The sequence below is a fragment of the Cupriavidus sp. UBA2010 genome (assembly GCF_002335265.1).
In the GTDB taxonomy this organism is placed as follows: domain Bacteria; phylum Pseudomonadota; class Gammaproteobacteria; order Burkholderiales; family Burkholderiaceae; genus Cupriavidus; species Cupriavidus metallidurans.
Window position 1 is genome coordinate 108,011 of sequence record NZ_DDCI01000014.1, and the last position, 18,153, is coordinate 126,163.

17 protein-coding genes are annotated in these 18,153 nt (G+C 65.0%); 6 read left to right on the forward strand and 11 right to left on the reverse strand.

What is annotated here, in order from left to right; genetic code table 11:
- Positions 1–104: 104 nt before the first annotated feature.
- Positions 105–1,613, reverse strand: coding sequence for a class I adenylate-forming enzyme family protein (locus B2246_RS10550; RefSeq protein WP_286880346.1), 1,509 nt, complete (start codon positions 1,611–1,613; stop codon positions 105–107).
- Between the two features lie 68 nt (positions 1,614–1,681).
- Positions 1,682–3,328 (reverse strand): acyl-CoA dehydrogenase family protein, encoded by a 1,647-nt coding sequence (locus B2246_RS10555; protein ID WP_035884473.1) that lies wholly within the window; start codon positions 3,326–3,328, stop codon positions 1,682–1,684.
- A 97-nt stretch (positions 3,329–3,425) separates the two neighbouring features.
- On the opposite strand from B2246_RS10555, the gene B2246_RS10560 reads away from it, so the two are divergent.
- The 4 genes from B2246_RS10560 to B2246_RS10575 all read left to right on the forward strand — a co-directional run bounded on the left by B2246_RS10560 (position 3,426) and on the right by B2246_RS10575 (position 6,862).
- Complete coding sequence (locus B2246_RS10560) at positions 3,426–4,121, forward strand: TetR/AcrR family transcriptional regulator (RefSeq protein WP_035884472.1); 696 nt, start codon at positions 3,426–3,428, stop codon at positions 4,119–4,121.
- 186 nt (positions 4,122–4,307) lie between these two features.
- Positions 4,308–5,858, forward strand: coding sequence for a L,D-transpeptidase family protein (locus tag B2246_RS10565; protein WP_008651490.1), 1,551 nt, complete (start codon positions 4,308–4,310; stop codon positions 5,856–5,858).
- On the forward strand, positions 5,855–6,466 hold the full coding sequence (locus B2246_RS10570; RefSeq protein WP_035884471.1) for a YcbK family protein: 612 nt from the start codon (positions 5,855–5,857) through the stop codon (positions 6,464–6,466). The genes B2246_RS10565 and B2246_RS10570 overlap by 4 nt, the downstream gene beginning before the upstream one ends.
- A gap of 216 nt (positions 6,467–6,682) precedes the next feature.
- Positions 6,683–6,862, forward strand: a complete 180-nt coding sequence (locus B2246_RS10575; protein WP_035884470.1) for a hypothetical protein — start codon at positions 6,683–6,685, stop codon at positions 6,860–6,862.
- Between the two features lie 13 nt (positions 6,863–6,875).
- Here B2246_RS10575 and B2246_RS10580 read toward each other — a convergent pair whose 3' ends face one another.
- Genes B2246_RS10580 through B2246_RS10590 form a run of 3 tightly spaced genes read right to left on the reverse strand, consistent with a single transcriptional unit; the run spans position 6,876 to position 9,328 of the window.
- Entirely contained in the window at positions 6,876–7,853 is a 978-nt protein-coding gene (locus B2246_RS10580; protein ID WP_286880350.1) for a tripartite tricarboxylate transporter substrate binding protein, read from the reverse strand.
- Positions 7,843–8,313: a MaoC family dehydratase gene (locus tag B2246_RS10585; RefSeq protein ID WP_008651486.1), complete on the reverse strand. Its 471-nt coding sequence runs from the start codon at positions 8,311–8,313 to the stop codon at positions 7,843–7,845. The genes B2246_RS10580 and B2246_RS10585 overlap by 11 nt, the downstream gene beginning before the upstream one ends.
- A gap of 31 nt (positions 8,314–8,344) precedes the next feature.
- Complete coding sequence (locus B2246_RS10590; protein ID WP_186426074.1) at positions 8,345–9,328, reverse strand: tripartite tricarboxylate transporter substrate binding protein; 984 nt, start codon at positions 9,326–9,328, stop codon at positions 8,345–8,347.
- Between the two features lie 205 nt (positions 9,329–9,533).
- Here B2246_RS10590 and B2246_RS10595 point away from each other — a divergent pair, with 205 nt between their 5' ends.
- Both B2246_RS10595 and B2246_RS10600 read left to right on the forward strand, forming a co-directional pair.
- Positions 9,534–10,460: a LysR family transcriptional regulator gene (locus B2246_RS10595; protein WP_286880356.1), complete on the forward strand. Its 927-nt coding sequence runs from the start codon at positions 9,534–9,536 to the stop codon at positions 10,458–10,460.
- Between the two features lie 74 nt (positions 10,461–10,534).
- Positions 10,535–11,737, forward strand: a complete 1,203-nt coding sequence (locus B2246_RS10600; RefSeq protein WP_008651483.1) for a CaiB/BaiF CoA transferase family protein — start codon at positions 10,535–10,537, stop codon at positions 11,735–11,737.
- Positions 11,738–11,798: 61 nt separating this feature from the next.
- Here B2246_RS10600 and B2246_RS10605 read toward each other — a convergent pair whose 3' ends face one another.
- From B2246_RS10605 to B2246_RS10630, 6 genes are read right to left on the reverse strand one after another with little or no spacing between them, the layout of a single operon-like run.
- Complete coding sequence (locus tag B2246_RS10605; RefSeq protein ID WP_035884468.1) at positions 11,799–13,091, reverse strand: CaiB/BaiF CoA transferase family protein; 1,293 nt, start codon at positions 13,089–13,091, stop codon at positions 11,799–11,801.
- A gap of 17 nt (positions 13,092–13,108) precedes the next feature.
- Positions 13,109–14,002 carry a MaoC family dehydratase gene (locus B2246_RS10610; RefSeq protein WP_035884467.1) on the reverse strand — a complete coding sequence of 298 codons (894 nt, stop codon included), beginning with the start codon at positions 14,000–14,002 and terminating at the stop codon, positions 13,109–13,111.
- Positions 14,003–14,015: 13 nt separating this feature from the next.
- Positions 14,016–14,414: a Zn-ribbon domain-containing OB-fold protein gene (locus B2246_RS10615; RefSeq protein ID WP_008651474.1), complete on the reverse strand. Its 399-nt coding sequence runs from the start codon at positions 14,412–14,414 to the stop codon at positions 14,016–14,018.
- A gap of 14 nt (positions 14,415–14,428) precedes the next feature.
- Positions 14,429–15,595, reverse strand: a complete 1,167-nt coding sequence (locus B2246_RS10620; RefSeq protein WP_008651473.1) for a thiolase domain-containing protein — start codon at positions 15,593–15,595, stop codon at positions 14,429–14,431.
- A gap of 26 nt (positions 15,596–15,621) precedes the next feature.
- Positions 15,622–16,731 (reverse strand): acyl-CoA dehydrogenase family protein, encoded by a 1,110-nt coding sequence (locus tag B2246_RS10625; protein WP_286880364.1) that lies wholly within the window; start codon positions 16,729–16,731, stop codon positions 15,622–15,624.
- Between the two features lie 17 nt (positions 16,732–16,748).
- Positions 16,749–17,942: an acyl-CoA dehydrogenase family protein gene (locus B2246_RS10630; RefSeq protein ID WP_008651469.1), complete on the reverse strand. Its 1,194-nt coding sequence runs from the start codon at positions 17,940–17,942 to the stop codon at positions 16,749–16,751.
- Positions 17,943–18,153: the final 211 nt, after the last annotated feature.

Here is an 18,153-nt window from a genome sequence, read left to right on the forward strand (position 1 = left end):
TGCCCGAACCGTGCCAGTCATCCCTACAGCTTAGTCCGGGCATACGGATGGCGCGGATTGCGGGCCGGAAGCATCGTCCGGCGCACAACCGTCGGCCGGAGTCGCTACGTGAAGTCCGCGCGCAGCACGTGCTTCATCAGCTTGCCCGTGGGGGTACGTGGCAGCGTGTCGCGAATCAGGAACTCGCGCGGCACCTTGTAGCGCGCCAGCCGCTCGGCGGCGAAGGCCTTGATGTCCTCCGGGTCCGGCTGCGTGCCGGGCCTGGGCACCAGCACCGCCACCACGGTCTCGCCCCACTGGTCGTGTGGCCGGCCGATCACGGCAACGTCCTGAACGTCGGGGTGCGCCCCCAGTACGTCCTCGACTTCCTTCGAGTAGACGTTCTCGCCACCGGTAATGATCATGTCCTTGGTGCGATCCACCACGAACAGGAAGCCGTCGGCGTCCAGCCGGGCCAGATCTCCGCTGCGATACCAACCATCGCGCATGACTTCACGTGTGGCCGCTTCGTTATCGAGGTAGCCCAGCATATTGGAGTCGGCCTTGATCCAGATTTCGCCAATCTCGCCGGGGCCAGCATCGGCACCGTCCGTGCGCACCACGCGCATGTCCAGACCCGGCGTGGCCACGCGGCCAATCGAGCCCGCCTTGGCAACCTGTTCCTCCGGGTACAGCACGGTGCCGGACGGCCCGGTCTCGGTCATGCCAAATACCTGATAGAAGCGATCGCTGCGATATAGCTGCGCAAGCTGGCGGGCGGTGTCCGCGCCGATCGGGCCGCCGCCATAGATCCATGCGCGGACCGACCCCAGATCGAACGCGGTAACGTCGATCTTCATCTGCAGCGGCAGCAGGTATGACACTGGCGCGCCGAAGTACAGCGTGGCGCGCTCGTCCTGCGCCGTCTGCAGGAAATGCAGCGGGTGGTACTCGCGCAGCAAGATAACGGTGCCGCCGACGTACAGCGTGCCGAGCATCCAGTTGTTGAGCGGCGACGAGTGCCACAGCGGCATCGCCATCAACGTGCGCTCGTCGCGCTGCATCGACAACGCCAGCGCGGCGGTCATCCCTGCCATGCACACGGCCCGATGGGTCAGCACGCAGCCCTTGGGCCGGCCCGTGGTGCCGGACGTGTAGAGAATCTGGGCGATGGCGTCGTCGGCCGGCGGCGGCGGCGCATCGTAGGTGGCGGCCGCCGGCAATTGCGCGTCGAACGAATCGAACCCGGCCGCATCGGTGTTGGTGGCCAACAGCTTCACTGGCGTCTGCAGGCGAGAGACCACGGAAGCCAGGCTGCCGTCGAACACACACACCTTCACGCCCGCATGTTCGAGGATGTAGTCGACCTCCGCCGTCTGCAGCTTGTGGTTGACCGGCACCGCCACCGCGCCGAGCCGCCACGCACCGAACATCGCCGCCACCATACCCGGCGTGTTGAAGCACAGCACGGCCACGCGGTCACCCACGCCAACGCCGTGGTCGGCAAGCACGATGGCGGCGCCGCGCGACAACGCATCGAATTCCGCATAGGTGATCGACTGTCCGGCATACCGCAGGAACGGCTTGTCCGGATACTTGCGTACGTTGCTATCCAGCAAGGCAACGATGTTCATTGGGGCGTCTCCACGTTCTCTTTTGTATGTTCTCTTGTTGGCCGGCCTTGTGCTGGCCTTGCGGCGCCTTACTGCGTCCAGGCGCGACCCAGGATCGCGGCGTGCGCCACGCCGTCCGGCAGCATGCCGAACACGCGGCCCCATTGCGCGTCGAACCGGCTGGCGATAAACGCATCGGCCACCGCCGCCGGCGCATGTTCGCCGAGCAGGCGGGCCTGCACCAGCAGCACCAGAAGCTGCGCATGGCGGCGCGCAAGCCATTCCGTCGCCTCGCCCTGGGTCCGCAGCCCCGCGACCAGCGCCGTGGCCGCATCGCTCAGACGCGCGTCCTGACGGCAGAACGGCGCCAGGTCTTCCAGCAACGCCTGCATGGCCTGCGGCTCCCGGCTGATGGCACGGATCATGTCCAGCGCCATCACATTGCCCGATCCTTCCCAGATCGAAATCACTGGTGTTTCGCGATACAGGCGGCCCATCGGGCCTTCATCCATATAGCCGTTGCCGCCAAAGACCTCCATGGCCTCGCCAGACAGTTCCACGCTGCGCTTGGCCAGCCAGAACTTGGCCGCCGGCGTGACGATGCGCTTGTAGGCACGCTGCAGCGGATCTTCATCGGCCAGCGCGAAGGCCTCGGTCAGCCGCATCATCATCAGCGTGGCGGCTTCGGATTCGAGCGCCATGTCGGCCAGCACGTTGCGCATCAGCGGCTGATCGATCAGCGTCTTGCCGAACGCGCTACGGTGGCGGGTATGGTGCAACGCCTGGACCAGGCACTGGCGAATCAGGCCGGTGCTGCCCATCACGCAGTTCAGGCGCGTGAAAGTGGCCATTTCGATGATGGTGGGAATACCACGGCCTTCCTCGCCGATCATGCGCCCCCAGGCACCACGGAATTCCACCTCGCTGCTGGAGTTGGAACGATTGCCCACCTTGTCCTTCAGCCGCTGAATCTGCACCGCGTTCTTGGTGCCATCGGGCCGGTAGCGCGGCACGTAGAAGCAGGCCGGGCCGCTTTCCGTGCGGGCCACCACGAGGTGCGCGTCGCACATCGGCGCCGAGAAGAACCACTTGTGGCCGGTGATCAGGTACTCGCCGCCGCGCCCCTCGCCACGCAGCGGTTCAGCGCGCGTGGTGTTGGCCCGCACGTCGGAGCCACCTTGCTTCTCCGTCATGCCCATGCCGACCAGGATCGAGTCCTTCTGTTCCAGCGGGATATCCCGCGCATCGTACGTGCGCGAATAGAGCTTCGGCGCGAGCGCCGCGAACAGTTCGGGTTCGCGCTGCAATACCGGGATGCACGCGAAAGTCATCGAGTTCGGGCACTGCGAGCCCGCCTCGATCTGCCCGTGCATCGAGAATCCGGCCGCATAGGCAGCCCATGCGCCGGGACGTGGATCGGCGAACGGCTGTGCCACCAGGTTCTGCTCGCGCGCCATGCGCATGATGCCGTGCCAGCTCGGGTGAAACTCCACGCGGTCGATACGGCGGCCCTGGCGATCGAACGTGTGCAGCTCGGGCTTGAAGTGGTTGGCCTCCTCGGCCATGCGGATCGTCTCGGCGCTGCCAAGCCGCGCGCCGTAGGCGGATAGCTCGGTTTCGTGGGCACCCGCCCCCGCGCGGCGCACCGCCTCCTGCAAGGGAAGATCGGTGGTGTAGACGTTATAATCCTGCAGTTCCGTCACCACGTTGGTGACCTCGTGCGTGCTCCATTCCATGGGCATGTCTCCGTTGCGCCGGCTCGTCAGTCAAGCCGGTCTTGTCGACAACCAGTATAAGAATCCGTCCATCGCAAGGTGTTCGGGTTTCTCAGACATGAAAGCAGCGCGCCCCAAAGCTCCCACCACCCCCAATCCACCGAACCCGTCCGGCGCCCGGCGCCGCAAGCCAGCGCAATCGCGGGCCCGCGCCACGGCCGACGCCATCCGCGACGCGTTCTTCCAGCTTCTGGCCGAAAAGCCTTATGACCGCATCTCCATCCGTCAGGTGATCGGATTAGCCGGGGTCGGCATTGGCAGCTTCTACGAGTATTTTTCCTGCAAGGACGCGCTGGCGGCGGTCTGCATCCATCTGCGCGTCAAGGCAATCGCGGCCACGATGCGCGCCAGCATCGACGCCCACCGCACCGAGCCCCTGCCCGCACGTGTGGATGCCCTGATCGACGCCCAGTCGGCCGCGCCGCTGGCCGAACCCGAACACTGGGCGGCGCTGTTTGTGGTCGAGCGCAAGGTGTCCGGCATCGAGGCGTTCCGGAACATGTACGCGGAGTTCGTGCAGCTCTGGATGGAAACGCTGTCCGACGGACCGGATTGGCCCGCCGATGCGCCGCTAGGCGCCACTGCCTTTGCCGTTCACGCGATGACGTACAGTCTGGTATCGCAAACCTTGATGACCGCGACGCGACCCGTCGATGCCGTGGCGCTTCGACGCGCGGTGGGCAATGCGGTGCATGGTTACCTGTCGATTCAAGCGCCGCTGGCTTACCGGATGCACCGCTTCGAGCCCGGCTGAACATCAGGCAGGCCGAATAGATTGCGCTAGATCGCGCCAGATCAAGCGCGCCCGCGAGCCGACCTTCGTCTTCGGATACGATGCCATCGTGAGCCTCTCTCTCAAACTTCCGGAATGCCGATGACCGCCACCGCAGTTATCTCGACCCGTCCCTCGACCCCCCACCCACGCCGGAAACGGACATGGATGCGAGCCGCGCTATGCGCCTGGTTCATCGGCGCCGCGACGTCCGCCTGGGCGCAGCCACTGTGGTTTGCCAACGGGCGCCCGACGCAAGCCGCGCAACAGGCCGTGGCCGCGCTGGCGGATGCGGGCGCGGATGGGCTGGAACCCCGGGATTACGACGCGGATGGCTTCAAGCGGGCCATCGCGCAGGCCGATTCCGGCACGGCCCTGGCGCCGGAATCGTTGGATCGGCTGGACAACGCGCTAACCGTGGCGATGCGCCAGTACCTGTCGGACCTGCACAAGGGGCGTATCGACCCGCGCCAGATTCACGTGAACTTCTCGGTAGCGGACGAAACACCGTTCGACCCCGACAGCTATCTGCACGCCGCCGTCGCCGCGAACCGGCTGCCCGCGGCGATTCACGAGGCGGCGCCATCGTTCCCGCTGTATCCGACGTTGCGCGACGCGCTGAGCCGCTATCGGGCCCTGGCCGCCCAGCCGCTCTGGAACACCCCGCTGCCGACGCCGCCGGGCAACAAGCTGACCATCGGGCAGCCCTATGACGGCCTGGCGCAAATGGCGCAGCGTCTGGAGGCATTGGGCGATCTGCCCCAAGGCACGCCGGTTCCGAAAAAGTACGAAGGCGCGCTGGTAACCGCGGTCGAGTCATTCCAGAAGCGGCATGGTCTAGATGCCGACGGCGTCATCGGACAAGGCACGCTGGCGCAACTCAACACAACACCGTCCGAACGCGTGAAGCAGATCGCGCTGACGATGGAACGCCTGCGCTGGACACCGTTGACGGCAGGCCCCCGCGTCATCGTCGTCAACATTCCCGAGTTCATGCTGCGCGCCTACGACTACGTCGACGGAAAGCTGGACATCAAGCTGGAGATGAAGGTCATCGTCGGCAAGGCGCTCAACACCCGCACGCCGATGTTCCGCGAGGACATGCGCTATATCGAGTTCAGCCCGTACTGGAACGTACCGCCATCCATCGCGCGCAGCGAGGTGGTGCCGAAATCGCGGCGCGACCCCGGGTATTTCACGCGACAGGGCTTCGAGTTCGTCTCGGGTGGCCAGGCGATTACCACGCTGTCGTCGGCCAATCTCGATGCGGTGCTGAACGGCCAGATGCGCATCCGGCAACGGCCCGGCCCGCTGAACGCGCTGGGGGACATCAAGTTCGTGTTCCCGAACAATCAGAACATCTATTTGCACCACACGCCGACCCCGCAATTGTTCCAGCGCGGCCGCCGCGATTTCAGCCACGGCTGCATCCGCGTCGAGGAGCCGGTGCAGTTGGCGCAGTTCGTGCTGCAAGACATGCCCGAGTGGACCGAGGAGCGCATCCGGCAGGCGATGAGCAAGGGGAAATCCAACACAATTGCGTTGAAGCAACCTTTGCCTGTTGTATTGGCGTACGGCACCGCCATTGCCAGAGCCGATGGACGTGTATATTTTCTGCCTGATATCTACGGACAGGACAAGCTGCTGGAGCAGGCGCTGCGGCAGCGCAACCCGCCGGCCACCGCACGCGCCGGCAAGCTCGCGCAGACCACACCATGACGCAATCGAAGACTCCCCCGCGCCGCCGCTTTCTGCACCGCGCCAGCGGCCTGATCCTCGGCACCGGCATTGCAGCACTTTCGACCGGCGTGGCACGGGCCAATACGCCGGACAACACACCTGAGAACACACCTGACAGCGGCCCCGGCAACCCGCCGAATGCCCGCTCGCTATCGTTCCATCACACGCACACGGGCGAGAACATCTCGCTGGTGTATGCGATGGGTAGCGAAGTGCTGCCACAGGCACAGCTGGCTCTGAACCGCTTCCTGCGGGATCACTATTCGGGTTCGGTCGGCACAATCGACCCCCAGCTTTTCGGCCTGCTTTTCTCGTTGCGACGGGAGCTTGAGACAGACACCCCGTTCCAGGTCATTTCCGGCTATCGCAGCCCGGCCACCAACACCCGTCTGCGCAACACGCGGGGCGGCGGCGTGGCCAAGCACAGCCTGCATATGGACGGCATGGCTATCGATATCCGGCTGCCCGGCGTAGCGCTGGCTGATCTGCGCGATGCGGCCACCTCGCTGAAGATTGGCGGCGTCGGGTTCTACCAGCAAGAGGATTTCGTGCACGTCGATACCGGCCGTGTGCGGCACTGGGGATAAGGCGCCGGGATGAAATGCCAGGGCTAGGGCTGGCGGCAGCCAGCCCTCAATATGCCCTAAGCGTCTCATCATGCGGCCTTGATGGGCGGTATGCCCATCGGTCCCATGGCGCGAATAGTAGTGGTCTTGCTACACTTCGGGAAAACCCTATCAGGGAATCCACCAAGGATAACCAAGGGACCGACCAACCTGACCACGCCATCTGGCGCCCAGACCATGTCCACGCAAGTCGAAACCGTCTTTCTGCCCTACGGCGCAGCCTTCAACAAGACCCCTTCCAGCAACCAGGACAAGTCGTCGTGGTGGGGCAGCTACTGGGCCGGTGGCTGGGATCTGTACCTCGACAACGCCCGTGTCGTAGGCGAGGCGTTCAAGCCCGCGCAGCAGGACAGCTGAACGCCGCCGGGGGCTAGTCCGCCTTCAGTCCCAGACGCTGGACCATCGCCCGCTCAACCGAGATCTGCTCCGCCACGAAACGCTTGTAGGCGGCGCCATCCATGTACATGAGCGCCTGGTCCTGCCGCTTCAGCGCCGCGAGGTGAACCGGATCGACCGCCGCCTTGTGCAGCGCGTCTTCCAGTATCCGCACAACCGGCTCCTTCATGCCCTTCGGCCCCGCAATGCCGTAGGGGGATGCCGATACGATATCCAGCCCGAGTTCGCGCAGCGTTGGCACATCGGGCCAGCGCGTGGAACGACGCTCGGTCCAGAGGTTCAGCCATCTCAGCTTGCCGCTGTCGACCAGCGTCCCGGCAGAACTGCCCGCCGCGCACATCGACACGTGACCGCCAAGCAGCGCGGGTATGCACTCGGCATCGCTCTTGTACGGAATCGCATTCAGCGAGATGCCCGTCTTCGCGCCGATCTCGAGCATCGTGACATGCGGCGTACTGAACTGCCCCGGCGAGCCATATGAATACTTGCCGGGCTCCGCACGCGCCGACTTCAGGAAATCACCCCAGGATTGCCATGGCGAGTCCGCACGCACCACGATGCCGAACGTGTAGCCCGAAATCCGTGCGAGGTATGTGAAGTCGCTCGCCGGATCGTAAGCCGTCTTCTGGATAAACGGCTGACGGAATACCGTGGCCGGAATCATGGCCAGCGTGTATCCATCGGGCTTTGCCCGCAGCAATGCCTGGGCGCCCAGCGTTCCCGACACGCCGGGCCGATTCTCCACTACCACCGATTGCCCTAACGCCGTCTGCAACGCCACGGCGTACTGACGCGCGACGACGTCCGTCGTGCCACCCGGCGCATAAGGGACGATCAGCGTGACCGGGCCAGACGGGAACTTGTCTTCCGCCGACACGGCGCTCGCGCACAAGGCGAGCGCGAGCAGGGCGATGGGCCGAATGAATCGGGTGGATCGGGTGCTAGCGCGCATCCGGCACCCGCTTGCGCAACAGGTACTTCTGCGTGCCTTCCATGACGCGCACGTCGTTCTGGTTACGGATCTCGGATTGCATCACCAGCACGCCGGTGGTGCGGCCCGGAATCAGCTCGCTGACCGTCAGGCTGCAATACAGCGTGTCCCCGACATAGACCGGCGCCAGAAAGCGGCTGCTCTGCTCGATAAACCCCTTCAGCGATTCCTCGACCATATGCGGAAACAACCCGGCGCCCGCTGCGGTCTGGATCAGCACCTGGAAGCCATGCGCCAGCATATGGGGCATGCCATGCGCGCGGCAGTACTCCACGTCATAGTGCACCGGATGGTTGTCGCCACTGGCCAGCTGAAACGCGGCGAACAGCGCATCGGTCATGGTCCGGGAGGGCAGGTTCATCCGCTCCCCGACTTCGAAATCCTCGAAATAGCGCTGGGCGCAGAGTTCGTGTCTGATCATCGTTCGGTCTTCCTTTTCCTGCGGCGCGACGTCAGTCGGCCTTCATGTTGGCGGCGACTGCCACGGGCTTCCACTTGGCGATCTCCGCGCGCACGAACTGCGCGAGCGCCTGCGGTGTTGGATTCGTTTCCAGCTGCAGCCCGAGATCGACGGCCTTGGCCTGCAGCGCGGGCTCCTTGAGCGTTGCGCCCAACGTGTCCGTCAGCTTGCGGATAACCTCCGGCGGCGTGTTGGCCGGCGCAAACACGGCATTCCATGTATAGGCCTCGTATCCGGGCACAACTTCAGCCACCGCGGGCACGTCGGGCGTCTGCGGCAAGCGGGCAGCCATGGTGGTGGCGAGCAGCTTCACGGTACCGGCCCGGACCTGCGCCAGTCCGGTCGGCGCGCTATCGAACATGAAGGCCACGTGGCCGCCTATCAGGTCGGCCATGGCCGGCGCGCTACCGCGATACGGCACGTGAACGGTCTTGGTGTCGCTCATGTAGTTGAGCAGTTCCGCGCCGAGATGCGGCGCGCTGCCCACCCCGGCAGAGCTGTAGTTGACCTGGCCAGGATGCGCCTTCAGATAAGCGATGAACTCCTTCAGGTTCCCCACCGGCAGCTTCTTGTTGACCACCAGCACCAGTGGCGCGCGCGCGGCCAGCCCCACCGGGGCGAAGTCCTCGATAGTGCGATACGGCAGTGCGTCATGGATGCTGGGATTGACCGCGTGCGCCACCGTGGTCAGCAGCAGCGTATAACCATCCGGGGTCGCCTTCGACACGTACTCGGTACCGACCAGCGTGCCCGCACCGGTCCGGTTCTCGATCACGATCTGGGCTTTCAATTGCCGGCTCCAGCCCGCTGCCAGCGCCCGCGCGAACGTATCGGTGGGGCCACCCGCCGCGTAGGGCACCACCAGGCGGATTGGCTTCGCGGGATAGCCAGCGTCAGCCGCTGCCGGCGTTGCGGTGGCCAGGAGCGCCCCGGCGCAGATCAGCGCTGCGCCAAGCCGGTAAAGCGATGGAATCATGAGGTTGTCTCCGTCCGGTTCTGTGGTGACCGGTAACGTCGTTGCAATGTCGCCATGCCATGGCGCGAGCGATCACTATAGAATCGACAACGCGGCTCGGGCCAGTCGAAAAGTACTGAGCCCCCTTAGAAGAATTCGAACCGCGATGCCTGAAGCGCCCCTGGCCCCACGGCACCGATCGGCGCCGTGGCAACAGGAGACAACCTTGCGATTTGAGTTGACCGACCTTCGGGTCTTCGTGGCCATTGCCGAGGCGGGAAGCCTGACGATGGGTGCTTCCGACATGCATCTGACCGCGCCCTCCGCCAGCTATCGGCTGAAGAATCTGGAGCAGACCGTCGGCGTGCCGCTGTTCAATCGCACGCAGAAAGGCATGGTCCTGACGGCGGCCGGCGAGACCATGCTGCAGCACGCCAGGACGATTCTGGACAATGTGGAGCAGTTGCAGATCGGCATGCGGCGCCACACCGATGGCATCGAAGGCCACATTCGCGTTCACGCGAACAGCAGCACGATGTGCAACCTGCCCGTGGCCCTCAGCCGCTTTCTGGCGGCCTATCCCAATGTCAATGTCGACCTCGAGGAACACCTGAGCGCGGACAGCGTTCGCGCGGTGCTGGAGCAACGCGCCGATATCGGGCTGGTGGCGGGCGCCATCGACCTGCATGGCCTCGACTCCATCCTCTATGGCGCCGATGAACTGCTGTTCGTGGTGCCGCCACGTCATCCGCTGGGCATGCGCGATAGCGTCTCGCTGGTCCAGGCGTTGCGCCACGAACTCGTATCGATCGGCAGCAAGAGCAGCAATTTCCTCTATCTGCAGGATATGGCAACGCGCGCCGGCATCGTCCCGCATGTGCGCGTCCATGCGCCGAATTTTCCGGCCGTGATCCGCTGCGTGCAGGAGGGCGCCGGCATCGCACTGGTACCGCGTTCCGTGGCGGAGCCGGCCATCGCGCAAGGGCTCGTCGAGGGCGTGGTGCTGGACGAACCCTGGGCCATGCGCGAGCAGCGCGTGGTCGCGCGCAGCCTTCAGAGCTTGCCGGACTACGCGCGTGCGTTCATTCGCTTTCTGACGGAATCCGGCGAGTCACTCCCTGCCGCCGCCCTGCCACCACCCTGCGTTAGATGAGTTGGAAGCCGTGTAAGGAAATATCGACTGGCTTCGTCACACACGTCACTCCATACTCGGCCATCCCACGCCTAATGGAGCCCGCCGTGCCCCCTGCAGTTCTTCCCCTGGAAGGCGTCACCGTCGTCGCGCTGGAACATGCCGTCGCCGCCCCGTTCGCCAGCCGTCAGCTTGCCGATCTCGGCGCGCGCGTCATCAAGATCGAACGCCCTGGTGTCGGTGATTTCGCGCGCGGCTACGATAAGACCGTGCACGGCATGTCGTCGTTCTTCGTTTGGGCCAACCGGGGCAAGGAAAGCCTGTCGCTCGATCTGAAGCATCCCGACGCGGCAGACATCCTTCAGCAATTGCTTGGCGAGGCTGACGTGTTGATCCAGAACCTCGCGCCCGGCGCCGCCGATCGGCTCGGACTAGGCTTCGACGCGCTGCACACCCGCTTTCCAAAGCTGATCGTGTGCGACATATCGGGCTATGGCGACCACGGCCCCTATCGCGACAAGAAGGCCTACGACCTGCTGATCCAGGCGGCGGCTGGCCTGATATCGGTCACCGGCGGTGAGGACGCGCCGTCGCGCGCCGGGATCTCGATCGCCGACATCGCGGCCGGCATGTACGCCTACTCGGGCATCCTCTCGGCGCTGCTGCTGCGTGCCCGCACCGGCGTGGGCGAGCGCGTGGAAGTCACCATGCTGGAAGCGCTCGGCGAGTGGATGTCGTATCCGCTGAACTTCGCGCACTATGGCGGCACACCGCCCGCCCGGCATGGCCTGGCACATCCCTCGATCGCGCCGTACGGCCACTATCGCACCGGCGACGGCGGCAGCGTGATCTTTGGACTGCAGAACGATCGGGAGTGGCAGCGCTTCTGTCTGAACGTTCTGGACGATGCGGCCCTGGCGAACGACCCACGCTTCACGACGAACCTGGAACGCGTGAATCATCGCGAGGCGCTGGACGTGGAAATCGGCAAGCACCTGAACCGGATGACGCGCGACGAACTGATCGAACGTCTCGATCAGGGCGGCATTGCGAACGCACCGCTGAACGACATGCACGACGTCTGGAACCATCCGCAACTGGCAGCGCGCCAACGCTGGCGTGAGGTTGCGACGCCCGCCGGATCGATCCAGGCCCTGTTGCCGCCCGCCACGCTGGCAAACGCGCCAGCGCGCATGGGTGATGTGCCGGATCTCGGAGAACACACTGCCGCCATTCTGGGCAAGCTTGGATACACCGAGGCGCAACTGGAAGCGCTACGCCAGCAAGGGGCGATCTAGCACCACACACAAAAAAAGACCGGCAGTGCCTTGCACTGTCGGTCTTTTTTTAAGGCTTGTTTTACAGAATACCCTTGGCGCGCAAGTTCGCGACTTCGTCGGAACCAAGCTTGAGATTGTCGCGCAGCACCTCGTCCGTATGCTGGCCGAGCCCCGGTGGCGCGTAACGCACCGTCGTGGGCGTCTCCGACAGCCTCAGCGGGCTGGCCGTGCTGCAGATCCGGTTCACGCTATCCGACGGGGGACATCCTGCCTCCCCGTAGCGCTCCTGCTCGACGCGCAGCCCGCGATGCTGGACATGCTCGTCGGCAAATGCCTGGGCGATATCGTTGATCGGACCGCAAGGCACTGACGCAGCCTCCAGCAGACGAATCCATTCGCTGGTCGGCCGGGTCCGCGTGACCTCGCTCATCATCGGAATCAGCGTCCGGCGATGCGTGACCCGGGCGCTGTTGGTGGCGAACCGCTCATCGCGCGCCCAGTCGACATCGGCGGCTTCGCAAAAACGCACGAACTGGCCGTCGTTGCCGATGGCAAGCAGCATGTCGCCGTCCTGTGTCGGGAAATCCTGATACGGCACGACGCTCGGGTGCGTGTTCCCCTGGCGGGTCGGCACGACACCCGCGTTCAGGTATCCCGCGCCCTGATTCGCCAGGACCGCCATGGCAACGTCGAGCAGCGCGACATCGATATGCTGGCCTCGGCCGGTGAAGTGCCGTGCCTCCAGCGCGCCAAGAATGGCCGTGGTGGCGTACATGCCCGTGAACACGTCGATCACGGCGACGCCCACGCGCACCGGGCCCGCGCCGGGCTCTCCGTCGGCCTGGCCAGTGATGCTCATCAGGCCGCTCATGGCCTGGATCAGCAGGTCATAGCCGGGACGTGCCGCGTAGGGGCCGGTCTGACCGAAGCCCGTGACCGAGCAGTAGATCAGGCGCGGATTCAGCGCGCTGAGCGAGTCATAGTCGAGCCCGTAGCGTTTGAGGCCACCGGTCTTGTAGTTCTCGATGACCACGTCGCTCTGCATCGCCAGCTCACGGATCAGCTTCTGCCCTTCCGGCTTGGCGATGTCGATCGTCACCGAGCGCTTGTTGCGATTGCACGCGGCAAAGTAGCTCGCCTGGCTCGTGGGCCCATCTTCGTCTTGCAGATACGGAGGCCCCCAGTGCCGGGTGTCATCACCCGCGCCGGGCTTCTCGACCTTGATCACGTCCGCGCCCATGTCGGCGAGGTTCTGCGTGCACCACGGCCCAGCCAGCACACGCGATAGATCCAGCACGCGGATATGGCTCAGGGCGCCGGTCTGCCGGGACGGCAGCGGCAGGCCGGTGGTCGAATCGGAGGGTGTCGTCATGGTAATTCGTTGGGTATTCAGGCGATCTCCGCCCAGCCATGGCTGAGCACGACCTTGTCGCGCTCCAGCACCTTGGCGCGCAACTGGAACTGATTTGGCTGAGCGGGATCGCGCCAGATCTCGGTGACGAGCGTTTCGCCCGGAAACACCGGTGATGCGAAGCGGATATCGAACGCGCGCAGCCGTGCCGGGTCATGACCCGCGCATTGCCGCAGCAGCGCATGCGCAACAAGGCCGTAACTGGCCAGGCCATGCAGGATCGGCCGCTCGAATCCCGCTGCCGCCGCCACGGCAGGGTCCGCGTGCAGCGGATTGAAATCGCCCATCAGGCGATACAACAGCGCCGCTTCAGGACGCGTCGGCTGCGTATCGACAAAGTCAGGCGCCCTGTCTTCAGGTGTCGGCCGCAGCGCGGGCAGTGGATCATCGCTCGGTTGCCCGCCTTCCGCCTGACTGTAGCCGCCATCGCCACGCAGGAACGACACCTGCTGGACGGTCGCCAGCAGTTCACCCTGTGCGGTTTCCAGCTTCCGCTCGGTCACCATGATGGCTCCCTTGCCGGCGCCCTTGTCGGTCAGGTGCGTGATGCGGTTATGACCGACGACCTCTGCCTCTGCGGGCAACGGACGGTGCAGCCGCAGCCGCTGTTCGCCGTGCAGCAGCTTGACCCAGTCGATACCGGTATCTGGCTCGCGTGCCCAGAAGCCGGGATAGCCCAGCACCACCGCTTGCGACGGCAGCGCGCGCAGCCCGCCGGCAGCGCCTTCGTAGACAAAAGGCAATGCCGATGCATTCATCGGATCATTGCCCAGGCCCAGGCTCAGCGCGTACAGCATGGTGTCGCGCGTGGTGTAGTGCTGACGGACCGGCGCGAACGTCCGGTTCCGCAGGTGCTGGTAGCTGATCGGCATCCTTCCCTCTGGTTCAGACCGGTGCGAAGACAGGGACCGGCGCGCCGCCGTCGGTCTCGGCGAACCGCACCTTCACGCGCTGGCCGATGTGTACGGTATCGAGATCGGTGTCGACGATATTCGTCATCATCGTCACGCCGTCATCAAGCTTCACATAGGCGATGCAGAACGGATTGGGGCCGGCGCGACGCGTGATGCTGAACGAGTAGATCTCGCCCTGCCCGCTGGCGGTCTTCCACTCGGTGTCCCCCATGCAGAACGGGCACAGCGTGCGCGGATACCAGTGCGGCTTGCCGCAGGACTTGCATTGGCGCACCAGCAGTCGCCCCTCGCGGGCGGCCTGCCAGAAGGCGGTGTTGTCAGGCTGCTCGTCGGGAGCCTTGTACGGAGTGGGGACGTAAGGAGTCGTCATCTGTGGCATCCCTGTTATTCGCGTTCGAGGATCAGCGTGGCGGAACCATGGCGTGAGCCCATGTAGCCGCCGGTACCCTGGGCCAGCGCCAGGTCGCAGTTCTTCACCTGCACCGCCGGGTGGGCCTCGCCGCGCAACTGGCGCACGGCTTCGATCACCTTGGTGATGCCACCACGGTTGGCCGGGTGGTTGTTGCACAGACCGCCGCCATCGGTATTGAACGGCAGCTTGCCCACGCCGGAGATCAGGTTGCCGTCCATCACGAACTTGCCGCCTTCGCCCTTCTTGCAGAAGCCCAGGTCTTCCAGCTGCATCAGCACGGTGATCGTGAAGCTGTCGTAGATCGACGCGTACTTGATGTCTGCCGGGGTGACGCGGGCTTCCTCGAAGGCTGCAGCGCCGGAGAAACGCGCGGCGGACCACGACAGGTCCACCTGGCCGCCCAGCAAACCCTTCACGTGCTCGCCAGCGCCCAGGATCTTGATCTTCGGGCGATTGAGCTTGGCCGCGATTTCCGGGCGGGCCACGATGAGGGCGCCGCCACCATCGGACACCACGCAGCAGTCCAGCCGGTGCAGCGGGTCCGAGATCATCGGGGAGTTCACCACGTCCTCGACGGTGACAACTTCGCGCAACATGGCGTTCGGGTTGTACTGGGCGTGATGCGACGCGGCCACCTTGACCCACGCGAGCTGCTCGGGCGTGGTGCCGAATTCGTACATGTGCCGCTGGGCGACCATCGCGTACAGGTTGACCGTCACCGGGTTGAACGGTGCCTCGAACGGCTGGTCCGGCAGGTTCGCGCCCCAGTTGCGTGCCTGCGTGCCGCTCGAACCTTCCGAACGCGGACGGCCGGCCAGCGTGATCAGCGCTACGTTGCACTTGCCGGCGGCGATGGCCTGCGCGGCGTGCGAGACGTGAGCGATGTAGGAGGACCCGCCCATTTCGGTCGAATCCACATGGCGCACGTTCAGGCCGAGATAGTCGACCATGTTCACCATACCGAGGCCCGGGGCGTCACCGGCGCAGAAGTAGCCGTCGACGTCGGCCAGTGACAGGCCCGCATCCTCGAGCGCGCCCTTGGCGCTTTCCGCGTGAAGCTGGGCAACGGTCTTGTCCGGTGCCTTGCGGGTCGGGTGCTCGTACGCCCCGACGATATATGCCTTGCTATTGATGGTCATGAACAGTCATCCGTTATCGGGTCTTGTCAGGCCGCCATGGCTTCGCCGTAGCGTTCCAGGTGGAGGTCGGTATCGCCCAGCAGGACGTCTACCATGGTCAGCGCCTTGAAATAGTCGCCAACCTCCAGTTCATCGGTCATACCCATGCCGCCGTGCAACTGCACCGCCTGCTGGCCGGCGAAGCGCGCGGCCTTTGCCGTGACGACCTTCGCGGCGGACACCTTGCGGCGGCGCTCGGCCGCATCGGTGGCATCGAGGCCCTGCGCGGCCACGTAGGCCATCGACAGCGCCAGTTCCTTCTGCAGCAGCATGTCGGCCACGCGGTGCTGAAGGGCCTGGAAAGATGCCAGCGGCTTGCCGAACTGCTTGCGGGTGCCAAGGTACTCGGCGGTGATCTCGATCAGGCGTTCGATAGCGCCGGCCGCCGCCGCGCATTGCGCGGCAACGCCGTGATCGAGTCCAAGCTCCAGGGCCTCGAGACCGTTCGTCGTGACCAGCGTGGCGGGCACGTCGGCGAGTTGCAGGTCCGCGCCCGACAGTCGGTCCATGGTCGGATAACCGGTTACCGTCAGCCCCGTCGCGTCGCGGCTCACCAGGAACAGCGCCAGCGCGCCGTCGAGCATCGCCGAAACAATGTACGTATCAGCCACCGCGCCATGCCAGACCACTGACTTCCGGCCATTGAGCACATAGCCGTCGGCACCGGCCTTGCGGGCCGTCGTCCTGGCAACTTCTGGGCGATAACGCGAGTCCGGCTCCAGATAGGCCAGCGTGAAGATCTTGTCGCCACTCGCGATGGCGGGCAGCCACTCGGCCTGCAGGGCAACAGGCGCGTGATGCGCGAGGATCGCCGTGGCGATGACACCGCTCGGGATCACAGGCTCCTGCACGAGCGCGCGGCCCAGTTCACGCTGCACGACAACCTGGCTGGCCGGGCCGTGGCCAAAGCCACCGTGGTCAGCCGGCACGGCCAGCCCGAGCACGCCCATTTCCGCCAGCGACGACCAGATGTCCCGGTCGAAACTGCCGTGTTCGCGCGCGTTGCGGCGGCGCTTCTCGAAGGTGTACTCGGATTCGACAAAGCGGCGCAGGCTGTCGGCGAGCATCCGCTGTTCTTCGCTATACGTGAAATCCATGCTTGTCGTCCTTTCGCCTAGAAACCGATGATCATCTTGGAGATGATGTTCTTCTGAACCTCGGTCGAGCCACCGTAGATCGTGGTCTTGCGCATGTCGTAGTAGGTCGAGGCAGCCGGTGCCGCCCATTCCGCGCCACTAACGGGCTGAGGCGCGCCCAGCTCCATCCAGTCCGTCGAGTAAGGCCAGCCGTTCGGGCCCGCCACTTCCATCTGGAGCATGGCGATGTCCTGCTGCAGCTCCGAGCCACGGATCTTGACGATCGACGCTTCCGGGCCGGGGGTGCCCGCGGCCTGCGTGGCCACGCGCAACAGCAGCATTTCCAGCGCCATCAGATCCATCTCGAGACGGGCGATCTTGTCGCGCATACGCACGTCGTCGATCAGGCGGCCACCACGGCCATCGGTGGTCTCGGTGGCGTACTTCCGGAGCAGGCGCAGTTCGCGGTAGCAGTGCCCGATGCCGGCGATGCCGGTACGCTCGTGGCCAAGCAGGTACTTGGCGTAGGTCCAGCCCTTGTTCTCCTCGCCGAGCAGGTTCTCGACCGGTACCTCGACCTCCTCGAACCAGGTCTCGTTCACGTCGTGGCCGCCGTCGAGCGTCTTGATCGGTCGCACGGTCACACCGGGCGATTTCATGTCGATCAGCAGCATCGAGATGCCTTCCTGGGCCTTGGCTTCCGGGTCGGTACGCACCAGGCAGAAGATCCAGTCGGCGAAATGCGCCATCGTCGTCCAGGTCTTCTGGCCATTGACGATGTACTTGTCGCCACGGCGCACGGCGCTGGTCCGGAGCGAGGCGAGATCCGAACCGGAACCGGGTTCGGAATAACCCTGACACCAGAACTCTTCCACGGTCGGGATGCGTGGCAGGAAGCGCTCCTTGTGCGCGGCGCTGGCGTACTTCATCAGCACCGGGCCAATCATCGTGAGACCGAACGGCAACATGCGCGGGGCGCCAGCCCGCAGCGTCTCGATCTCGAAAATCAGGCGCTGCAGCGCGTTCCAGCCCGTGCCGCCCCATTCCTTCGGCCAGGTGGGGGCGCCCCAACCATGCGCATGAAGGATGCGGTGCCACCGCACGTAGTCGTCCTTTTCCACACGCCTGTGGCCCAGTACCTTGTCGCGAATATCGGTCGGCAAGTTGGCCTGGACAAAGGCGCGGACTTCCTCTCGGAAGGCTTCTTCTTCCTTGGTGAAACGCAGGTCCATGAATCTGTCTCCGGTCTAATGAACAGATTCTATGGGTGGCCGGGCCGGGCTGGTTCAAGTTTGCCGAATCCTGCCTTTGACAACGCGAAATGCACACAGCCGACCGTTTCAGCGCCTCGAAGCCGCCCCTTGCCATTTACGAATGGCGCCGGCCAGGCTTTGCGGCGATGCTGGCCGGACTTTTCCCCCGCAACACAAAGGACGGCAATTC

Coding starts and splice junctions, on each gene's coding strand:
- B2246_RS10550 (WP_286880346.1), bottom strand. CDS start 1,613: ATGAACATCGTTGCCTTGCTGGATAGCAACGTACGCAAGTATCCGGAC.
- B2246_RS10555 (WP_035884473.1), bottom strand. CDS start 3,328: ATGGAATGGAGCACGCACGAGGTCACCAACGTGGTGACGGAACTGCAG.
- B2246_RS10560 (WP_035884472.1), top strand. CDS start 3,426: ATGAAAGCAGCGCGCCCCAAAGCTCCCACCACCCCCAATCCACCGAAC.
- B2246_RS10565 (WP_008651490.1), top strand. CDS start 4,308: ATGCGAGCCGCGCTATGCGCCTGGTTCATCGGCGCCGCGACGTCCGCC.
- B2246_RS10570 (WP_035884471.1), top strand. CDS start 5,855: ATGACGCAATCGAAGACTCCCCCGCGCCGCCGCTTTCTGCACCGCGCC.
- B2246_RS10575 (WP_035884470.1), top strand. CDS start 6,683: ATGTCCACGCAAGTCGAAACCGTCTTTCTGCCCTACGGCGCAGCCTTC.
- B2246_RS10580 (WP_286880350.1), bottom strand. CDS start 7,853: ATGCGCGCTAGCACCCGATCCACCCGATTCATTCGGCCCATCGCCCTG.
- B2246_RS10585 (WP_008651486.1), bottom strand. CDS start 8,313: ATGATCAGACACGAACTCTGCGCCCAGCGCTATTTCGAGGATTTCGAA.
- B2246_RS10590 (WP_186426074.1), bottom strand. CDS start 9,328: ATGATTCCATCGCTTTACCGGCTTGGCGCAGCGCTGATCTGCGCCGGG.
- B2246_RS10600 (WP_008651483.1), top strand. CDS start 10,535: ATGGAGCCCGCCGTGCCCCCTGCAGTTCTTCCCCTGGAAGGCGTCACC.
- B2246_RS10605 (WP_035884468.1), bottom strand. CDS start 13,091: ATGACGACACCCTCCGATTCGACCACCGGCCTGCCGCTGCCGTCCCGG.
- B2246_RS10610 (WP_035884467.1), bottom strand. CDS start 14,002: ATGCCGATCAGCTACCAGCACCTGCGGAACCGGACGTTCGCGCCGGTC.
- B2246_RS10615 (WP_008651474.1), bottom strand. CDS start 14,414: ATGACGACTCCTTACGTCCCCACTCCGTACAAGGCTCCCGACGAGCAG.
- B2246_RS10620 (WP_008651473.1), bottom strand. CDS start 15,595: ATGACCATCAATAGCAAGGCATATATCGTCGGGGCGTACGAGCACCCG.
- B2246_RS10625 (WP_286880364.1), bottom strand. CDS start 16,731: ATGGATTTCACGTATAGCGAAGAACAGCGGATGCTCGCCGACAGCCTG.
- B2246_RS10630 (WP_008651469.1), bottom strand. CDS start 17,942: ATGGACCTGCGTTTCACCAAGGAAGAAGAAGCCTTCCGAGAGGAAGTC.